This is a genomic window from Nocardiopsis suaedae, assembly GCF_027706745.1.
GTDB classification, from domain to species: Bacteria; Actinomycetota; Actinomycetes; order Streptosporangiales; family Streptosporangiaceae; genus Nocardiopsis_A; species Nocardiopsis_A suaedae.
This window is the reverse complement of record NZ_JAQFWP010000014.1, coordinates 61,514-77,251: the sequence shown is the minus strand read 5'-3', so window position 1 is coordinate 77,251 and position 15,738 is coordinate 61,514. Positions and strand designations below refer to the sequence as shown.

Here is a 15,738-nt window from a genome sequence, read left to right as displayed (position 1 = left end):
CCACTTGGTTTGTGTCCTGGGCCGCCGCCCCCGCACCTCCCCTCCCCCATCCGCCCCACCCGCCCCGAACTGCTGTAGAAGGATTGCGTTCGTGGCGACGATCGTGAAGGTTTCTTACTAACCCCTGTTCGGCAGGGAGTCGCGGCGTCTCCCCCGCGCCGGACACGCACGAGGGGCGGCGCCCGACCTCACGCGCACTGTGTAGTGAATTCACTACACTTTGCACATACCGCTGAGCGGAAGGAGCCCCCGTTGGCCCGCCCCGACCGGACCGCCCGCCCGTCGCCCCGCGACGCGGCCGCGGCCCCCATCCCCCGAACCGCCGCCGTGTGCGGCGCGCTCGCCTTCCTCCTGACCGCAGCGCTCACGGCCGCGCCCCCGGCGTCGGCCTCCCCCGGACCCGCCGACGGCGCCGGAGCGCCCGGCGCCGGGTGCGAACCCCCGGCCGCCGCCCCGCCCAAGCGCCAGATGCGCGCCGAGTGGATCGCGAGCGTCGTCAACATCGACTGGCCCAGCGAACCCGGCCTCAGCCCGCAGGAGCAGCGCGACGAGCTCGACGCGCTCTACGACGAGGCCGAGGAGAACGGGCTCAACGCCGTGTTCGTGCAGATCCGGCCGACCGCCGACGCGTTCTGGCCCTCCCCGCACGAGCCCTGGTCCGAGTGGCTGACCGGTGAGCAGGGGCGCGACCCCGGCTACGACCCGCTCGCCTACGCCGTCGAGCAGGCGCACGCGCGCAACCTGGAGTTCCACGGCTGGTTCAACCCCTACCGGGTGGCCATGCACGACGACCCCGAGCGGCTGGCCGGGGACCACCCGGCGCGGCGGAACCCGGACTGGGTGTTCTCCTACGGCGGGCGCCTGTACTACGACCCGGGCGTGCCCGAGGTCCGCGCGTTCGTCATCGACGCGATGATGGACGCGGTCGAGAACTACGACCTGGACGGCGTCCACTTCGACGACTACTTCTACCCCTACCCCTCGGGCGGTGAGGAGGTCCCCGACCAGGACACCTTCGCCGAGTACGGGGGCGGCTTCGAGGACATCGGCGACTGGCGGCGCGACAACGTGAACCGGCTGGTCGAGGAGATGGACGAGGCCGTCCACGCCGCCAAACCGCACGTGAAGTTCGGGATCAGCCCGTTCGGGATCTGGCGCAACGCCTCCAGCGACCCCGAGGGCTCAGACACCTCCGGCTTCGAGTCCTACAGCGGCATCTTCGCCGACAGCCGCAGGTGGGTGCGCGAGGGCTGGGTGGACTACATCAACCCGCAGGTGTACTGGGAGATCGGGCTGCCGGTCGCCGACTACGCGAAGCTGGTCCCCTGGTGGGCCGAGACCGTCGACGGCACCGGGGTGCACCTGTACATCGGGCAGGCGGCCTACAAGGCGGGCCGGGACGGGGCCTGGTCCGACCCGCGGGAGCTCTCCCGCCACCTGGACCTCAACCGGCGGTACCCGAACGTCCGCGGGGACGTCTACTTCAGCGCGACCTCGCTGCGCACCAACGCGAGCGAGGCGATGGCGAGGGTGGTCGAGGACCACTACTCCTCCCCGGCGCTGGTCCCGGTCAAGGAGGACCTGGGCGGCCGGGCACCGTGGCCGCCGCACGTGTCGGACGCCGAGGCCGGTGAGGACGGCACCGCGCTGACGATCCGCTCCTACGGGCGCTCCTCGCCGGCCTACTACGCGGTCTACGGGTTCGACGGGAAGCCGGACCCCCGCGACCGGTGGTGCGGCCTCAAGGACCCGCGGAACATGATCGGCACCGTTCGGGCCTCCGGCGACGGGGAGACGGTGTTCACCGACCCGCAGGGCGGCGGCGACCGGACGTACTACGTGACGGCGCTGGACCGCCTGCACCACGAGAGCCACCCGACGCTGCGCTACGTGCGCTGACCGGACGGCGCGAGCCCGGGGGCCGTCACCCGCCCGGGGGGGTGACGGCCCCTTCCGCCCCCTGCCGCGCCTTCCCGCCCCCTCCGGTGACGGATCCCACCGAACAGACCGGCCGGTAACAATCCAACCGGTCTATTGTGTTCCCAAGCCTTCCCGAGGCCCACCAGCCCGTCGGACCACCCGGTCCGCGCCCCCGACAGAAAGGCCGTGCCGTGGCCGTGCGTACCCGCGGCGGTCGGGCCAAGCCGACCGCGACCGCGCCCGACACCGCGCTGATCGCCGCCGCCTCACCCGACAACCCGGTCCCGCAGCGGCTGCTGGCGGTGGCGACCCGCCTGTTCGCCGACAAAGGGTTCGACCGCACCTCCGTCCAGGAGATCGTGGAGACCGCCCGGGTCACCAAGGGCGCGATGTACCACTACTTCGACTCCAAGGACGATCTGCTGGCGGAGGTCTACTCCCGCGTCCTGCGCATGCAGATGGAGCGCCTGGAGGCCATCGCCGCCGAGGGCGGCCCCGTGGCCGAGCGGGTGCGGCGCGCGGCGGCCGACGTCGTGGTGACCACCATCGCCAACCTGGACGACGCCACGATCTTCTTCCGGTCCCTGCACCAGCTCAGCGAGGGCAAGCAGCGCGAGGTGCGGTCCCAGCGCCGCACCTACCACGAGCTGTTCCGCTCGCTCCTCACCGAGGGGCAGCGGGAGGGCGTGTTCACCGACCGGGTGCCCGCCGACATCGTGGTCGACTTCTACTTCGGGTCGGTGCACCACCTGAGCACCTGGTACCGCCCCGACGGTGAACTGGCCCCCGCCGAGATCGGCGACCACTACGCCGATCTGCTACTGAGCGCCCTCCGCCCCGACGGCCCGGGCCCAGCGGCGGTGGGAAACCTGCCCCAGCCGTGACCGGAACGTTCCGCGCCCCGGCCGGAGCCGGGACGCGGGACACCTACCGCGGGGTCTTCCGACGGGTATGGGGCTTGCTTCACATCGTTGGGATTGGTGGTTACAGCTCGCCAGAGCGCGCTCCCTGAATCAGAGCTGCCCACTCCGCGACGGAGAGCGCCAGGTGGCCGGCGTCCCTGTTCTGCGTGTCACGCATATCGACGCCTGTGGGACGTTCCCGCACCTCGACACACTGACCTCCGGTGTTGCTGTAGGTGCTCTTGTGCCACTCGTTCATTGCGCCAGGTCTCCTAGGAGGGATAGCGACTGGTCAGTTGGGAGTGCTGACGCGAAGGCCCGCTTCGAGAGCTCGTCCAGCCTGTCCCAGTCGACTTGTTCGTCCAGCGGGACGTTACCGGAAATATGGTCCGACGACGCTGCTCTCCCCCCGCTGGCCAGGCGCACCATGAGGACTGGCGATGTGATCCCTACGAGCAGGGTGCCGCTCGGAACCAGGTGGAGTGACGTGCGGGGGTGTTCCGCGAGCTGGAGCAGGTGCTTCGCCTGGGCTCGCCGTGTCTGTTCCGGCATCCCTGTCAGCGCCGATTCGGGGAAGACCGCCGTAACCCAGGGGTCCCGGTCGTGACGAAGATGGTCGTACCGGTTGCACCGCGCGACGGCGAGCCGGGAGATCTCGGCGGCGTCTCCGAGAGGTTGCCCTTCGCGGAAGACATGCTCCGCGTACTCCTGGCATTGCAGTAGCCCTGGGACGAGTACCGGTGACAGGTATTCGATGCGGGACGCCGCTTCTTCGAGTTCTGCCGGTCCTTGCATCCAGGGAGGGAGGGTGGAGCCGGAGGTCAAGGCCGACCATAGCCTGATGAGTTGGCCTTGGGCACCCAGTGCGGCGTCGATTTTTTCGATGTCATCGCGCCGCTTCGGGGTGCTTTGCCCCTTTTCCCACCGGCATATGGCACTAGAGGAAACGGTGCTCAGTTTGGCGAGGTCCTCTTGCGTGACCCCTGCACCGCCACGCAACTTTTTGAGCGTTTCCGGGAAAGAGGAGGGCTGCATATCCCAAGCGTAGTCATTCTCTTGTGGTTTCTCAGCGGTTCCTAGGGGATGTGGCCGCACCCGGCAACGCTGGGCGCATGGACGCCTACGGACACCCGTGGACGGAGATAGCGGCCCGAGAAATCGCGGCCCGCCTCTCCACGGACACCAGCGTGTACACCCGAACCCTCTCCCCCGGCCCGCCCGTGTGGTGCGTGCGCGCCGGAGCCACCCCCTCCACCGCCGTCGTCGTCGCCCTGGCACCCGACGCCCGGAGCGTGCCGACCCTCGCGTGGGTGTGGGACGACCCCGCCGACCGGGGACCGATCGCCCCGGCGGACCTCACCTTCACCCGGGTGCCCTCCACCGACCCGGACACGGCCGCCGCCATGCTCGCCCCGGTCATCGCCAGCCAGCCACCGGCGGGGCCCACCGGGGCTCCCGCCGACGCCGCGTAACCGTGAAGTGGTGCCACTGGTGTGGGCACGTGGTGCCCAAACCCCACACAGCGTGCCCGAACGAACCCACCCGCCCGCCTTCCTCTGCCGTCCGGGGGGCGGCAGAGGAGCTGGCGCGGCTCACGGCACCCCGGCGCAACCCCGCCCCGGCTCCCGCACCAGCGACCCGGCCGCCCCTTCCCCGCAGAGTGCCGGGCTCCTCACCGCTCGGAAACCGATAGGCCGCCCCGCACGCCGCCACTACCTCTAGAAAGCTCCCGCATGGATCTCACCCCCGAGCAGCACGCCCAGCTCACCTGCCTGGCCGCCCACCCGCACACCCCGTTCGACGGGCACACCGCCGCAGCCGCCCTCGGCATCGGGTTCGACGACGCCTCAGAGGCCCTGGACCTGCTCACAGCTTTGTCCACCCTCGACCGACTTGACCACGGGCGGTGGATGTTCACCCGCCCGGAGGTATACGAGCAGGCGCGAAGCGGCCTCGACCGCGACGATGAACGCGCCGTGTTCGGCCGGGTCCTCGATGACTACGCCCAGCGGGCCGCCCGCCACGACAGGGTCCTGAACCCCCACCGGCCGGTACTGTCCCCGCACTACCAGCACCCGCACCCCGGCCCCGCCCCCACACGCCCCGAGGCGCTGGAGTGGTTCGACCACCGGCGCCCCACGCTCCCCGAGGTGGTGGACCACGCCCGCCGCCTCGGACTCAACAGCCAGTGCTGGCACCTCGCCGAGGCCATGTGGGCATGGCTGATCCACCGGCGCCACCCCACCACCTGGGTGCGGGTGTACGAGACCGCCGCCCGCGCCGCCCACGACACCGGGAACACGGCATCGGCGGTGAAGATGGCACGCGCCCACGCATCGGGGCTCGTGGTCATGGGCGACGTTGACCAGGCCGAAGACATAGCGACGGACGCCTACGAGGACGCCGTCGCAGCCGGGCAGGACGCCGAAGCCGCCTCGTGCCTGGAAACGCTGGGCAGCATCGCCTTGGACCGGGCGCGGCCCGCCCTCGCCGAGACCTTCTACCTGCACGGCCTGGCCAAGTGGGACCAGCTCGACCGGGAGCGCGGGCAGATCGTCATGCGGCGCCACCTGGCGGAGTGCTACCGGCAGCTCGGCCGCCCCGGCGACGCCCTCGAAGAGCTGGGGCAGGTCCTCGCGTGGCACCACCACCGGGCCGACGAGTACATGGTCGCCCGCACCCGCTACCTCATCGCCGCCACCCACATGTCCGCGGGCTCCACATCGGCCGCCGAGGAGGCCGCCATGCGGGCCGCCGACCACGCCCACCAGATCGGCGCATGGGAGGTCGCCGGAGACGCCTACACCCTGCTCGCCGACCTCGCCACCGACAGCGGCGACGCGAACGGCACGGCCGCCCACCGCCACCACGCCCACCGGTACTACCGCCGCGCCGAGTCGCCCAAAGCCCGTGACCACCCGCGCGGCTCCTAACATCCCCCGCCCGGGGCCCGCGGGGACCAACGTCGCCCCGATAGGTAGACGGGCGACACCTGCCAGGCGGGCTGCACCGCCGGGCAGGAACACCGGAACACCGACCACCACAGGAGGGACGTTGCCCGACTTCACGCCCCCGCCCGACACCGCGCCAGCGGTCGACCTGTTCGCCACGGCCGCCCGCTCGGTGATCCAGAGCGCCGAGCAGAGCCACGAGTACAAGAAGTCGTCGGGCTCCTCCGACGGCGCCAAGACCTACGACACCATGAAGCGCTGACCACCTGAAGCGCTGAACCCGACGCACGCCCCGGAGCCCTCCATGTTGCGCATCAGGTTGACCCCCTACAGCGAAAACCCGGCGTGGACCTGGTCCGGGGCGTGCTTCAGCACGCTCGACCAGCACAGCCGGTTGACCCCCGTCGACCACCCGATGGTCGAGCACCTGGCCGCCACGGACGGGCGCCGGACCCTGCTCATGGTCCGTGAGCGCGTCGCGGACCGCCCGGCCTGTTCCCCCGGCGTCCGCCACGTCACCCGCGCCGAGTACGACCAGGCGCGCGACGCCGCCGCCGGTTGGCCGACCGACTTCGTGCTCGTTGAGACCGAGCCCGACCAGCCGGTGCGCGTCACCGCTGGCTCGGCCCGGACGACCCCCTTGTATCTGGCCACCGACGGCACGTCCCTGGTCGGGTCCTGGGACATGGCGGACTTGCGCGAGCACATCACCGGGATCAACCCGAAAGAGGCGGCCCGCCTGCTGATCTATCGGCCCCGCTACAGCACCGACACCCTGTTCAAGGGGGTGCACCGGCTCACCGAGCGCGCCGTCGCGCACTTCGGCGGGGCCCTGTGGATCAGCTACCCCGAGCCCGCCTTACACCGGACCCCTCGTCGGCTGGCACCGGACGCCGACGTCGTGGGGGCGTTCATGGCGACCATGGACGCGGCGCTGGACCGGCGCCCCTGGGCCGAGTCCACCACCCTGTTCCACCTGACCGGCGGGTTCGACTCGGGCACTGTGGCCACCCGCGCGGCCGAGCGGTACCCCGGCCTTTTCCCCACGGCGACCCTGCTGATCGGTGGGCCGGGGCGAAAGCAGCAGATCCGGCGCCGCGCCGAGATGCGTAGGCGCGTGCGGTTCGCCGACCCTGATCTCGTCATCGACGCCATGGAGTATCCGCCGTTGGCGCCCGGGTGCCGGTGGGGCGCCGGGGACGTGGTCTCGCCGACGGAGGACCCCTTGCACCACCCGTTCACCGTGATGGCGCGTGCGGTCGCCCAGGCCGGCGCCCGCACGGTCGTGACCGGCCTCGGCGGCGACGAGATGGTCGCCCTCACCCAGGACGAAGAGCCGCACGAGGGGCCCGGAAACATCGGCGACGCCCTGATCCTGCCCTGGGTCGGGCCGCGCGCACGGGAGGTGCTGGAGTCCGCCGACGACGGGATCGCGCCCCCTGCGCGGGTGAACTCCATGACGCTGCTGTCGTTGGAGACCACCGCGCCGATCCTGCTGCGGGAGGGGCTGTGGCCGGTGCACCCGTTCGCCGACCCCGCGATGGTCGAGCTCGGCGAGCAGTTGCCGTTCGCCTGGCGCGAGTTGAAACAGGTGCAGCGGCGGCGCCTGGCGTCGCTGGGCATGAGCGAGGACGTCGTACACCCGGTCGAGCGGGAGTCCTTCGCCGAGGTCGTCGAGCACGCGCTGACGAGCCACGCGCCGGACCTGTTCGCTCGTATGCTGGCCGACGGGTCGCCGCTGTTCGAGGACGGGTTGGTCGACCCGGACGGGCTGCGCTCGGCGGTGGAGGACCTGACCACGGGGGCCTACAGCGAAGAGCGGGACGGGAAGATCCTGGAAGTGCTGAGCCTGCACATGAGCGCCGAGGCGTTCCTCGGCCGTTGAGAGGACACGCCATGTTCACCATGCGCCCCGCCACCGCGGCCGACACCGCCGACGTCGCGAAGATGATCGCCGCGCGCTGCGACTGGCAGGAACGGCGCGGACTGGAGTCCTGGCGCGAGGAGGTCGAAGACCTCGCCGGACAGGCCGGAAGCGGCACCATGTGGGTCCTCGAAAACGGCGGGCGCATCGTCGGCTGCACCACCGTCATGGACCAGGCACCCCCCAAGGACTGGACCCCCGAGGAGGCCGCGGAGCCTGCGCTGTACCTGTTCACGACCGTGACCGATCCCGCCTATCGGGAGCACAGGCCCGGGACGTTGATCGCGCTGTGGGCGGTGGACCGGGCGGCGCGGCAGGGCCGCACGTGGGTCCGGCGGGGGTGTTTCTTCCCCGAGCTGGTCACGTACTACAGGACTCAGGGATTCGCCCTGGTCAAGGAGCAGGAGCGAAGTGCGGGACGCCTCTACCTGCTCGCGCGCAGGGCCGAACGCCTCGACCTGGGACGGCTCGGGATGACTGAGGCCTGAGGAAAGAGGGACGCTGTGCAGGGCCGGCCGTGGACCCGGGCGCCGCTGGTGGCCGTGGACCTGGAAGACACCGGCGCCCAGGACTAAGGAGCACGAGGCGATCCTGTAGGTCGCGCTGGTGCCCCTGCACGGCGGCTCCCCCGACATGGCTCCTCACACCGCTACGAAGTCGTCGAAGTCCCGGAGCGCGTATCCGCCGCCCTGGGGCGTTACATGTCCGCTTTCGGTCTTGTCTTCGGGGCCGCCGACTTCGTCGTGTCCCCCGGCGGGGAGTGGACGTTCCTGGAGCTGAATCCCAACGGCCAATGGGCTTGGCTGGCCGACCATTGTGAACTTCCGATCGTTGAGTCGATCGGTGACCTGCTTGAGAAGGGGCTGTCTTGGAGGTGGAGGCAGGGAGCCCACTGGAAGACGCGCTTCAGAGCATCGATCGTGGAGTCCTCGTGCCGGAGTTCGCGCTCCACGAGAACACTCCATCGGGAACCCGGTACAGGAGGGTGTCGAGGGACGACCGGGATCAGCGCGACGAGTGGGAGAAGCACGTCTACTCCAACGAGTCGCTGATCATCGAGATCAACGGACTCCCCCTCGATGAAGCCCTTCCCGAAGGCACGGGAAGGGGACGATGGACCAGCTCCTCGACCATGCCCGGCCTGATCGCGCGGATGATCGAAGCGTTCGACCTGAGCGAGTCCACCCGGGTCTTGGAGATCGGGACCGGGTCGGGCTACAACCCGGCCGTGCTCAGCCACCTGATCGGCTCGGTGCACCTGACGTCGATCGACGTATCCCCCAGGCTCGTATCCAGGGCCACGGCCCGCCTGAAGTCGCTCGGCTACGCCCCCACCACCGCGGCATTCGACGGGCACAAGGGCTACCCGGAGTCGGCTCCCTACGACCGGATCATCGGCACCACGGCCTTCCCCTTCGTGCCTGCGGCCTGGCTGGGCCAGGTGAACGACGGGGGCATCATCTTGACGAACCTGGCGGGCATGGCCGGCGGGGCGATGCTGAAGCTTCACACGGGTCCGGACGGAGCCGAGGGCAGGTTTCTGGACGACTGGGCGGGGTTCATTCCGGCGCGCCATGAGGCGCAGCCGGAGCAGGCCGAGATCGACGACGAGGAGGAGGGCGACACCCACACGTCGTTCCTCGGGGCAGAAGTCTTCGACGATCAGAAGTCCGCCTTCCTTGCCCAGCTCGTCCTCGGCACCAGCCGAGTCGCCCGGATCCTGAGGGAGGACGGTTCCGCGTTGCTCCTGATCGAGGACCGGGACGGCTCAAGGGCCGAAGTGGACACCGAGTCAGACGGGGAAGGGTTCACCTGCTCCCAGGTCGGTCCGAGGCGTCTTTGGAGCGATCTGGAGGACTCGTACCGCTGGTGGGTTGAACAGGGGCGGCCGTCCTGGTCGAGCTTCGGTGTGACCGTGACCCCTGATGAGCAGTATGTCTGGCACGGCTCCCCCACTTCCGGGCGACGCTGGCGCCTCGCCCCCACGGTCTGAATCCCCTGATCTCAAGGGGACGACTACGGTTGCTGTCCCGACCAGGCAAAACCCCTGCGGGAACGCCAAGCCGCCGTCAGCGTTCCCACCACGGCCCGGCCACCACCAGCCACTCCAGCTCATGGGAGAGCACGCTGCCCCGGCCGTGGCCGCCGGTCCCGCGCCCCGGCCGGAGCCGGGACGCGGAACACCTGACGCGCGGCCTTCCGGGTGCCGACCGCATCCGCCCGGGTCATCCTTCGGCGCCGGCCTCTTCGCGGGCGCAGCGGCCGCGGACCAGCAGGCCCACCGACAGCAGGGCCACCAGGCCCAGGGCGATCAGGTAGGCCGACACCGCCATCGACGTGCCCGCCGTGCTGAGGAGGGCCACCATCGCGAACGGGGCGAACCCGCCGCCGACCACCGAGGCGATCTGGTAGCCGAGCGAGGCGCCGGTGTAGCGCACCTCGGCGGAGAACAGTTCGGCGAACAGGGCGGCCTGCGGGGCGTACATGATGCTCAGGAAGACTCCCGCGACGAACATCCCGACCGCCATGAGCACGATGTCGCCGGTGTCCACGAGGAGGAACAGCGGCACCGCCCACAGGCAGAGCCCCACGATCCCGAACGTGTAGACGCGGATGCGCCCGATCCGGTCGGACACCGACGCGGCGATCGGCATCAACGGGAGCTGGAACAGGCTGAGCGCCAGGGCCACCGCGAGCACGTGCACCCGGTCCATCCCGAGTTCCCGTGTCGCGTAGTCCAGGATCCCGGTGATCAAAATGTAGAACGTAGCGGTATTTACAGCGAAACTGCCCGCGGCCAGCAGCACCGTGGCCTTGTGGGAGCGCAGGACGTCGCGCAGGGGCGAGCCCTGCCGGGTCCTTTCGGCGGCGGAGCGGCGGAACTCGGGCGTCTCCTCGACGTTGCGGTGGATCAGCCAGGCCAGGACCAGGACGAAGACGCCGATCAGGAACGGGATCCGCCACCCCCAGGCTGCGAAGGACCCGTCGCCGGTGGCGAAGCTGACCGTGAAGTAGACGCCGTAGGCGGCGACGAGCCCGAGCGGCACGCCCATCTGGACCAGGCTGCCGTACAGGCCGCGGCGGCCCTCGGGGGCGTACTCGGTCGCCAGGAGTGCGGCGCCGCCCCACTGCATGCCCACGGCGATGCCCTGGACCAGGCGCAGCACGACCAGGGCCACGGGGGCGGCGATGCCGACGGCCTCGTAGGAGGGAAGCAGCCCGATGGCGGTGGTGGCGGCGCCCATCCCCACCAGCGCCCACACCAGGACGGGCTTGCGGCCGTAGGTGTCGCCCAGCTGGCCGCCGATGATCCCGCCCAGGGGGCGGGCGAGGAAGCCGACGGCGAAGGTGGCGAAGGACGCGAGGACCCCGGCGACCGGGCTGAACTCGGGGAAGAAGAGCGAGCCGAACACCAGGGCGGCGGCGACGCTGAAGACGAAGAACTCGTACCACTCGACGGTGGCGGTGGCGGCCGCCGCACCGGCGACGACCCGGCGCGTGCGCAGGGGCACGTCGAGCCCGGGGGCGGAGGAAGGGGTCGGGGGGTCAGCGGTCATGCCGGTCCTCCTCGGCAGGGGATGGGACCCGTGGGCGCCGGGACGATGCGGGCCGCCCCGGCACCTGGCCCCGACCATGGAACCGACCGGCCGGTACGTCAACGCCCCCTTCCCTGTTCGGGACCCGACCGTGACCTGAGGCAACACACCCCCCGCCCCCAGGACGCCGGAGTGCGGCCTCCCGGGCGGCTGGCCGGGCCGGCCTCGGTGATCAGCCGCCTTGTTCGACACTGTCGGCTCGGCCTCATGAGCGGACCTCGGAACTACGGGTCGCGGGTGAGGCGTCGAGTTCCCGCGATGTGGGTCGTACCCCAGGTGGCCATGGCGTCGAGGATGGGCGCCATGGCGCGGCCCCGGTCGGTGAGCCGGTAGCTGAAGCGCGGCGGTTTGCTGCTGTACTGCTCGCGGTCGACGATCCCGGCGTCGGTCAGTCTGCGCAGCCGGTCGGCCAGCGTGTTGGTCGGCATGCTCTCCGCGGACGCGGCCAGGTCGCCGTAGCGCAGCTCGTCGCGGAAGAACAGATCGCGCACGACGAGCAGCGACCACCGGTCGCCCACGATGTCCAGCGTCGCCGCGATCGCACATTCGGACCTCAGCTCGCGGTCGGTCACAACGTCCCCCTTCTGGTCACTTGCACAATACAAGAGACTGTTACTACAGTCACTTGCGAAGTACAAGTGACGAGGAGGGGTCATGCCGCAACCGCTCTCACCAACGGCTCGGGCGCTCAGGCCCGCCGTGCTGCTCACCGGCGCGTGGTTCGCGGCCGTTCTCGCGGCTGCGGCCGCGGGCGCCTTCCCCACCCCCGGCGACTTCCCCCCGGTCGCGATCGGGCTGGCAGTCGCGGTGCCACCGGGTGTCGCGGTCTGGTCCGCGGTCGCCTCGCAACGCTTCCGCGACTGGGCGCGCTCGCTTGACCTGCGATTCCTCACGCTGCTGCAGACGTGGCGGTGCGTCGGCCTCGCGTTCATCGCGCTCGCCGCGATCGACGCGCTTCCCGGGGGTTTCGCCCTACCCGCAGGTTACGGCGACGTGTTCGTCGGCGTCACCGCACCATTGGTGGCCCTGTACGTGATCGGGCGTGGGAGGCTCGGCCAACGGATCTACCTGGCATGGACGGCGTTCGGCGTCCTCGATCTCCTCAATGCCGTCGCCATGGGCGTGCTGTTCTCCGACAATCCGATCGGGTTGCTGGCCACCGGCATCGACACCGACCTGATGGAAGAACTGCCGATGGTGCTCATCCCGACCTTCGGTGTCCCGCTCACCCTCATCCTGCACCTGATCTCGGCGATCAACGTCATCGGAAACCCGGCCACCCGGCAGGCCCAGGAGAACGCATCGGTCGACGGACCGGTCCCGGAGCGCATCTGATGTCGGCAAAGTCCTCCGCCCCGGCCAAGACGTGCTCGCCGGCACAGGTGTTCGCGATCGTCGCGGTAGAAGTGTTCCCGGCCCAACCGGACCTGTTCATCGTGAACACGGCCGTCGTCTTCGACTGACGGCGCCCGTCCGCGGCCGACCGGGACCGACGGGCATGCCGCGTGCCGCGGTCAGCCGCGCCCCCGGCGTTCGATGAGTTTGGCGTGGAGGAGGCTTCCGGAGACTTCCAACCGCAGTGGCGCGTCGGGGGAGAAGTCCTTGGACGCGACCTTGACCCTGGAGAAGGTGAGGTTGAGGCCGCTCGTGTCGACGACCGTTCCGGGCGGGGTCACGATGCGCAGGCGTCCGTGCATCATCTCGGCGTTGATGCGCACCGGGTTCGAGGTGATCAGGGCGCGGGTGAAATCGAGGGTCACCCTGCAGATCTGCGTCTGGACATCGATCCTCGGGGGGACCGGCCAACGCCCGTCCTGCACCCACTTGCCGCCGGACTGCCTGATCGCGAGGACCTCCTTGGCCTCGGGCATGTCCGGCAGGTCGGTGGTCAGGGCGGCCAGGTCCCCGCGCGTCAGGGCGCTCAGCGCCCGCTCCACCCGGGCGTCGAGCTCCTCGGCGCCGAGCCGGCCGGCGGCCGCGGCGGCCTGGAGGGCCTCCACGACGCGGTCGCGCTCCGCGTGCGACACCCGCATCTCGGGCGTGTCATTCGGCATGCCGACCACGTTAGCAAGCGCGCACTTGCCCGCCCACGGCGCCGACCGGCCGCACACGGCCGGGCCCACCGGCGTCCCCTGCCTCCCGGACCGCGGGGAGGCCTAAGGGCGGTCGGCGAGCGATCCACAGGCGCTCAGCAGGGCGGGTGGAGCACGGGGCCGCATGGTGCTAGTACTGAACGCTCAGGGAGACATCCCCACACACGTCTCCCTCGCCCCGCACCTACGAGGACCATGAAGCAGCCTCACCCCGCTCAGCCTGCGACGAACCTGCTCTCCTCGCCGCCGGTACCGGACGGGCCGCCCGTCCGGGCCGTCGGCGTGCCCACCGGTGCCGTCCGCGTCCCGGCCCCCGGGCGGGGCCGGGGCCCAGGGCCGGAACCGCCGGGCGGTCCGGCCGCCGCCGATGCGGCCCCGCCCGACGAGGAGCCTCCCCATCCCCCGCCCTCCGGGCGGCTGGCCGGTGTCGACCTCGCCCGCTACCTCGCCATCGCGGGCATGTTCGCCATCCACTTCGGCGTCCCGTTCCTGGACCCGGACCGGCCGATCACCGCGATCATCTTCACCTACGCCTGGGGCCGCTCCACCCTCCTGTTCGCCTTCCTGGCCGGGGTCTCCCTCGCGCTGGTGTCCGGCGGCCCCCGGCCGCACCGGGGCCGACGCGCCCGCACCGCCGCCGCCCGGGTGGCCGTGCGCGGCGCCGCCCTGCTGGTGATCGGCTGGCTCCTGCACGCGGTCATCACCGTCAGCGGCTCCAACCTGACGGTCATCATCACCTACTACGGCCTGTACTTCCTGCTGGCCGTCCCGTTCCTGCGGCTGCCCGCCCGCTGGGCCGCCACCGCCGCCGCGGCCGCCCTGGCCGCCGGGCCGCAGCTGCTGTTCCTGCTGCGCCGGTCCAACGACACCGGCGGCGCCATGGCCGCCTTCACCGACGCCTGGAACGGCCGGGACCCCGCCCACCTGTTCTTCGGCCAAGGCCTGCTGGAGCTGGGCGTCTACGGCTACTACCCCGCCCTCGCCTGCCTGGGCGCGGTGCTGGCCGGGCTCGCGGTGGGCCGCCTCGACCTGCGCTCGCGGGTGGTGCGCCTGCGGCTGGCGCTGGGCGGGGCCCTCCTGGCCGCCGTCGCCTACCGCGTGTCCTGGCACGCCTGGTACAACTACGGCCTCTACGGCGCCGTCGGCCCGCGGGAGGAGGTCATCGGCTCCATCCCCACCGACGACGCCCGGTGGCTGCTCACCAGCATGCCCCACACCTCAACCACCGTCGAAGCGGCCGGGGGCGTGGGCGTGGCCATGTGCGTCCTGGCCGGGTGCCTGTGGGCCGCCGAGCGCCTGCCGCGGCTGCTGGCGCCGTTCACCGCCGCGGGCGCGATGGCGCTCACCGTGTACGCCGTGCACGCGCTCGCCATGGCCTGGCAGGCGTGGTTCCCCGACCACTTCGTCGGGCTGGCCGGGGCGGTCGACGAGCACATGGCCGAGGTGTTCTCCGTCGCCTCGCTCATCGGCGCGTTCCTGTGGCGGTGGCTGGTCGGGCGGGGCCCGTTGGAGGCCGCGGTCTCGGCGCTGGCCTCGGCGGCCGCCCCGGGCCCGCGCCGGGGCGCACACGCCCGGCCGGAGTGACGGAGGGGAAGGGGCGACGAGGGGCGGAGGGGCCGGTCAGACCCACCCGGCGTCGTGCGCCAGGATGGCCGCCTGCACCCGGTTGGTCATCTCCATCTTGGCCAGGATGCGGCTCACGTGCGCCTTGACCGTCGCCTCGCGCATGCCCAGCTCCCTGCCGGCCTCGGCGTTGGACATGCCCCGGGCGACGGCCACCAGCACCTGCTTCTCCCGGTCGCTGAGCACCGCCAGGCGCCGCTCGGCCTCGGTGGAGGCGGGCGCCGCGGGGGCGGCGAAGCGCTCCAGCATCCGCTTGGTCACGCTGGGCGCGAGCATCGCGTTGCCCTCGTGCACGGTGCGCACCGCCCCGATGAGGTCCCGGGGCGGGGTGTCCTTGAGCAGGAACCCGACGGCCCCGGCGCGCAGCGCCTGGTGCACGTACTCGTCGAGGTCGAAGGTGGTCAGCAGCACCACGCGGGGCGGGGTGGGCAGCGTCGCCAGCTCGGCGGCGGCGGTGAGCCCGTCCGTACCGGGCATGCGGATGTCCAGGAGCATGACGTCGGGGGCGGTCTCGCGGGCGACCTTGACCGCCTCGGCGCCGTCCGAGGCCTCGCCGACGACCTCGATGTCGTCGGCCGCTTCCAGGATCATCTTCAGTCCCGAGCGGACCAGCTGCTCGTCGTCGACCAGAACCGTGCGGATCATCGGCCGCCTTCCCCGTCACCGCCTGCACACCCGGGCACCGCGCCCCGGCGCGCTCCCCCTGCCACGCGCGACGCTAGCGCATCA

General features: G+C 71.3%; 17 protein-coding genes. 11 read left to right on the top strand and 6 right to left on the bottom strand.

What is annotated here, in order from left to right; all coding sequences use genetic code 11:
- Positions 1–252: 252 nt before the first annotated feature.
- The gene (locus tag O4U47_RS10075) at positions 253–1,899 is read left to right on the top strand and encodes a glycoside hydrolase family 10 protein (RefSeq protein WP_270677458.1); all 1,647 of its coding nucleotides are present in this window, start codon (positions 253–255) and stop codon (positions 1,897–1,899) included.
- 212 nt (positions 1,900–2,111) lie between these two features.
- Positions 2,112–2,804, top strand: a complete 693-nt coding sequence (locus tag O4U47_RS10070) for a TetR/AcrR family transcriptional regulator (protein ID WP_270677457.1) — start codon at positions 2,112–2,114, stop codon at positions 2,802–2,804.
- 100 nt (positions 2,805–2,904) lie between these two features.
- On the opposite strand, the gene O4U47_RS10065 is transcribed toward O4U47_RS10070, so the two are convergent.
- Both O4U47_RS10065 and O4U47_RS10060 read right to left on the bottom strand, forming a co-directional pair.
- Positions 2,905–3,081 carry a DUF397 domain-containing protein gene (locus tag O4U47_RS10065; RefSeq protein WP_270677456.1) on the bottom strand — a complete coding sequence of 59 codons (177 nt, stop codon included), beginning with the start codon at positions 3,079–3,081 and terminating at the stop codon, positions 2,905–2,907.
- Entirely contained in the window at positions 3,078–3,857 is a 780-nt protein-coding gene (locus O4U47_RS10060; protein ID WP_270677455.1) for a helix-turn-helix domain-containing protein, read from the bottom strand. Before O4U47_RS10060 ends, O4U47_RS10065 begins: the two co-directional genes overlap by 4 nt.
- A 77-nt stretch (positions 3,858–3,934) precedes the next feature.
- On the opposite strand from O4U47_RS10060, the gene O4U47_RS10055 reads away from it, so the two are divergent.
- From O4U47_RS10055 to O4U47_RS10030, 6 genes are all read left to right on the top strand, one after another.
- The gene (locus O4U47_RS10055; RefSeq protein ID WP_270677454.1) at positions 3,935–4,294 is read left to right on the top strand and encodes a hypothetical protein; all 360 of its coding nucleotides are present in this window, start codon (positions 3,935–3,937) and stop codon (positions 4,292–4,294) included.
- A gap of 261 nt (positions 4,295–4,555) precedes the next feature.
- On the top strand, positions 4,556–5,755 hold the full coding sequence (locus tag O4U47_RS10050) for a tetratricopeptide repeat protein (protein ID WP_270677453.1): 1,200 nt from the start codon (positions 4,556–4,558) through the stop codon (positions 5,753–5,755).
- 121 nt (positions 5,756–5,876) lie between these two features.
- Entirely contained in the window at positions 5,877–6,035 is a 159-nt protein-coding gene (locus O4U47_RS10045) for a hypothetical protein (protein ID WP_270677452.1), read from the top strand.
- A 42-nt stretch (positions 6,036–6,077) separates the two neighbouring features.
- Positions 6,078–7,658 carry an asparagine synthase-related protein gene (locus O4U47_RS10040; protein WP_270677451.1) on the top strand — a complete coding sequence of 527 codons (1,581 nt, stop codon included), beginning with the start codon at positions 6,078–6,080 and terminating at the stop codon, positions 7,656–7,658.
- Positions 7,659–7,669: 11 nt separating this feature from the next.
- Positions 7,670–8,185 (top strand): GNAT family N-acetyltransferase, encoded by a 516-nt coding sequence (locus O4U47_RS10035; protein ID WP_270677450.1) that lies wholly within the window; start codon positions 7,670–7,672, stop codon positions 8,183–8,185.
- A gap of 386 nt (positions 8,186–8,571) precedes the next feature.
- Positions 8,572–9,690: a methyltransferase domain-containing protein gene (locus tag O4U47_RS10030; RefSeq protein ID WP_270677502.1), complete on the top strand. Its 1,119-nt coding sequence runs from the start codon at positions 8,572–8,574 to the stop codon at positions 9,688–9,690.
- 232 nt (positions 9,691–9,922) lie between these two features.
- Here O4U47_RS10030 and O4U47_RS10025 read toward each other — a convergent pair whose 3' ends face one another.
- Together O4U47_RS10025 and O4U47_RS10020 are read right to left on the bottom strand one after the other, a co-directional pair.
- Positions 9,923–11,254, bottom strand: a complete 1,332-nt coding sequence (locus tag O4U47_RS10025; RefSeq protein ID WP_270677449.1) for an MFS transporter — start codon at positions 11,252–11,254, stop codon at positions 9,923–9,925.
- A gap of 263 nt (positions 11,255–11,517) precedes the next feature.
- Positions 11,518–11,865: a winged helix-turn-helix transcriptional regulator gene (locus O4U47_RS10020; protein WP_270677448.1), complete on the bottom strand. Its 348-nt coding sequence runs from the start codon at positions 11,863–11,865 to the stop codon at positions 11,518–11,520.
- An 82-nt stretch (positions 11,866–11,947) separates the two neighbouring features.
- Here O4U47_RS10020 and O4U47_RS10015 point away from each other — a divergent pair, with 82 nt between their 5' ends.
- Together O4U47_RS10015 and O4U47_RS10010 are read left to right on the top strand one after the other, a co-directional pair.
- On the top strand, positions 11,948–12,628 hold the full coding sequence (locus O4U47_RS10015) for a hypothetical protein (protein WP_270677447.1): 681 nt from the start codon (positions 11,948–11,950) through the stop codon (positions 12,626–12,628).
- The gene (locus tag O4U47_RS10010) at positions 12,628–12,756 is read left to right on the top strand and encodes a hypothetical protein (RefSeq protein ID WP_270677446.1); all 129 of its coding nucleotides are present in this window, start codon (positions 12,628–12,630) and stop codon (positions 12,754–12,756) included. Before O4U47_RS10015 ends, O4U47_RS10010 begins: the two co-directional genes overlap by 1 nt.
- Positions 12,757–12,807: 51 nt before the next feature.
- Here O4U47_RS10010 and O4U47_RS10005 read toward each other — a convergent pair whose 3' ends face one another.
- Positions 12,808–13,347 carry a DUF1707 SHOCT-like domain-containing protein gene (locus tag O4U47_RS10005; RefSeq protein WP_270677445.1) on the bottom strand — a complete coding sequence of 180 codons (540 nt, stop codon included), beginning with the start codon at positions 13,345–13,347 and terminating at the stop codon, positions 12,808–12,810.
- A gap of 234 nt (positions 13,348–13,581) precedes the next feature.
- Here O4U47_RS10005 and O4U47_RS10000 point away from each other — a divergent pair, with 234 nt between their 5' ends.
- Positions 13,582–14,970 carry a heparan-alpha-glucosaminide N-acetyltransferase domain-containing protein gene (locus tag O4U47_RS10000; protein WP_270677444.1) on the top strand — a complete coding sequence of 463 codons (1,389 nt, stop codon included), beginning with the start codon at positions 13,582–13,584 and terminating at the stop codon, positions 14,968–14,970.
- A 36-nt stretch (positions 14,971–15,006) separates the two neighbouring features.
- On the opposite strand, the gene O4U47_RS09995 is transcribed toward O4U47_RS10000, so the two are convergent.
- Positions 15,007–15,654 carry a response regulator gene (locus tag O4U47_RS09995; protein WP_270677443.1) on the bottom strand — a complete coding sequence of 216 codons (648 nt, stop codon included), beginning with the start codon at positions 15,652–15,654 and terminating at the stop codon, positions 15,007–15,009.
- Between the last annotated feature and the right edge of the window lie 84 nt (positions 15,655–15,738).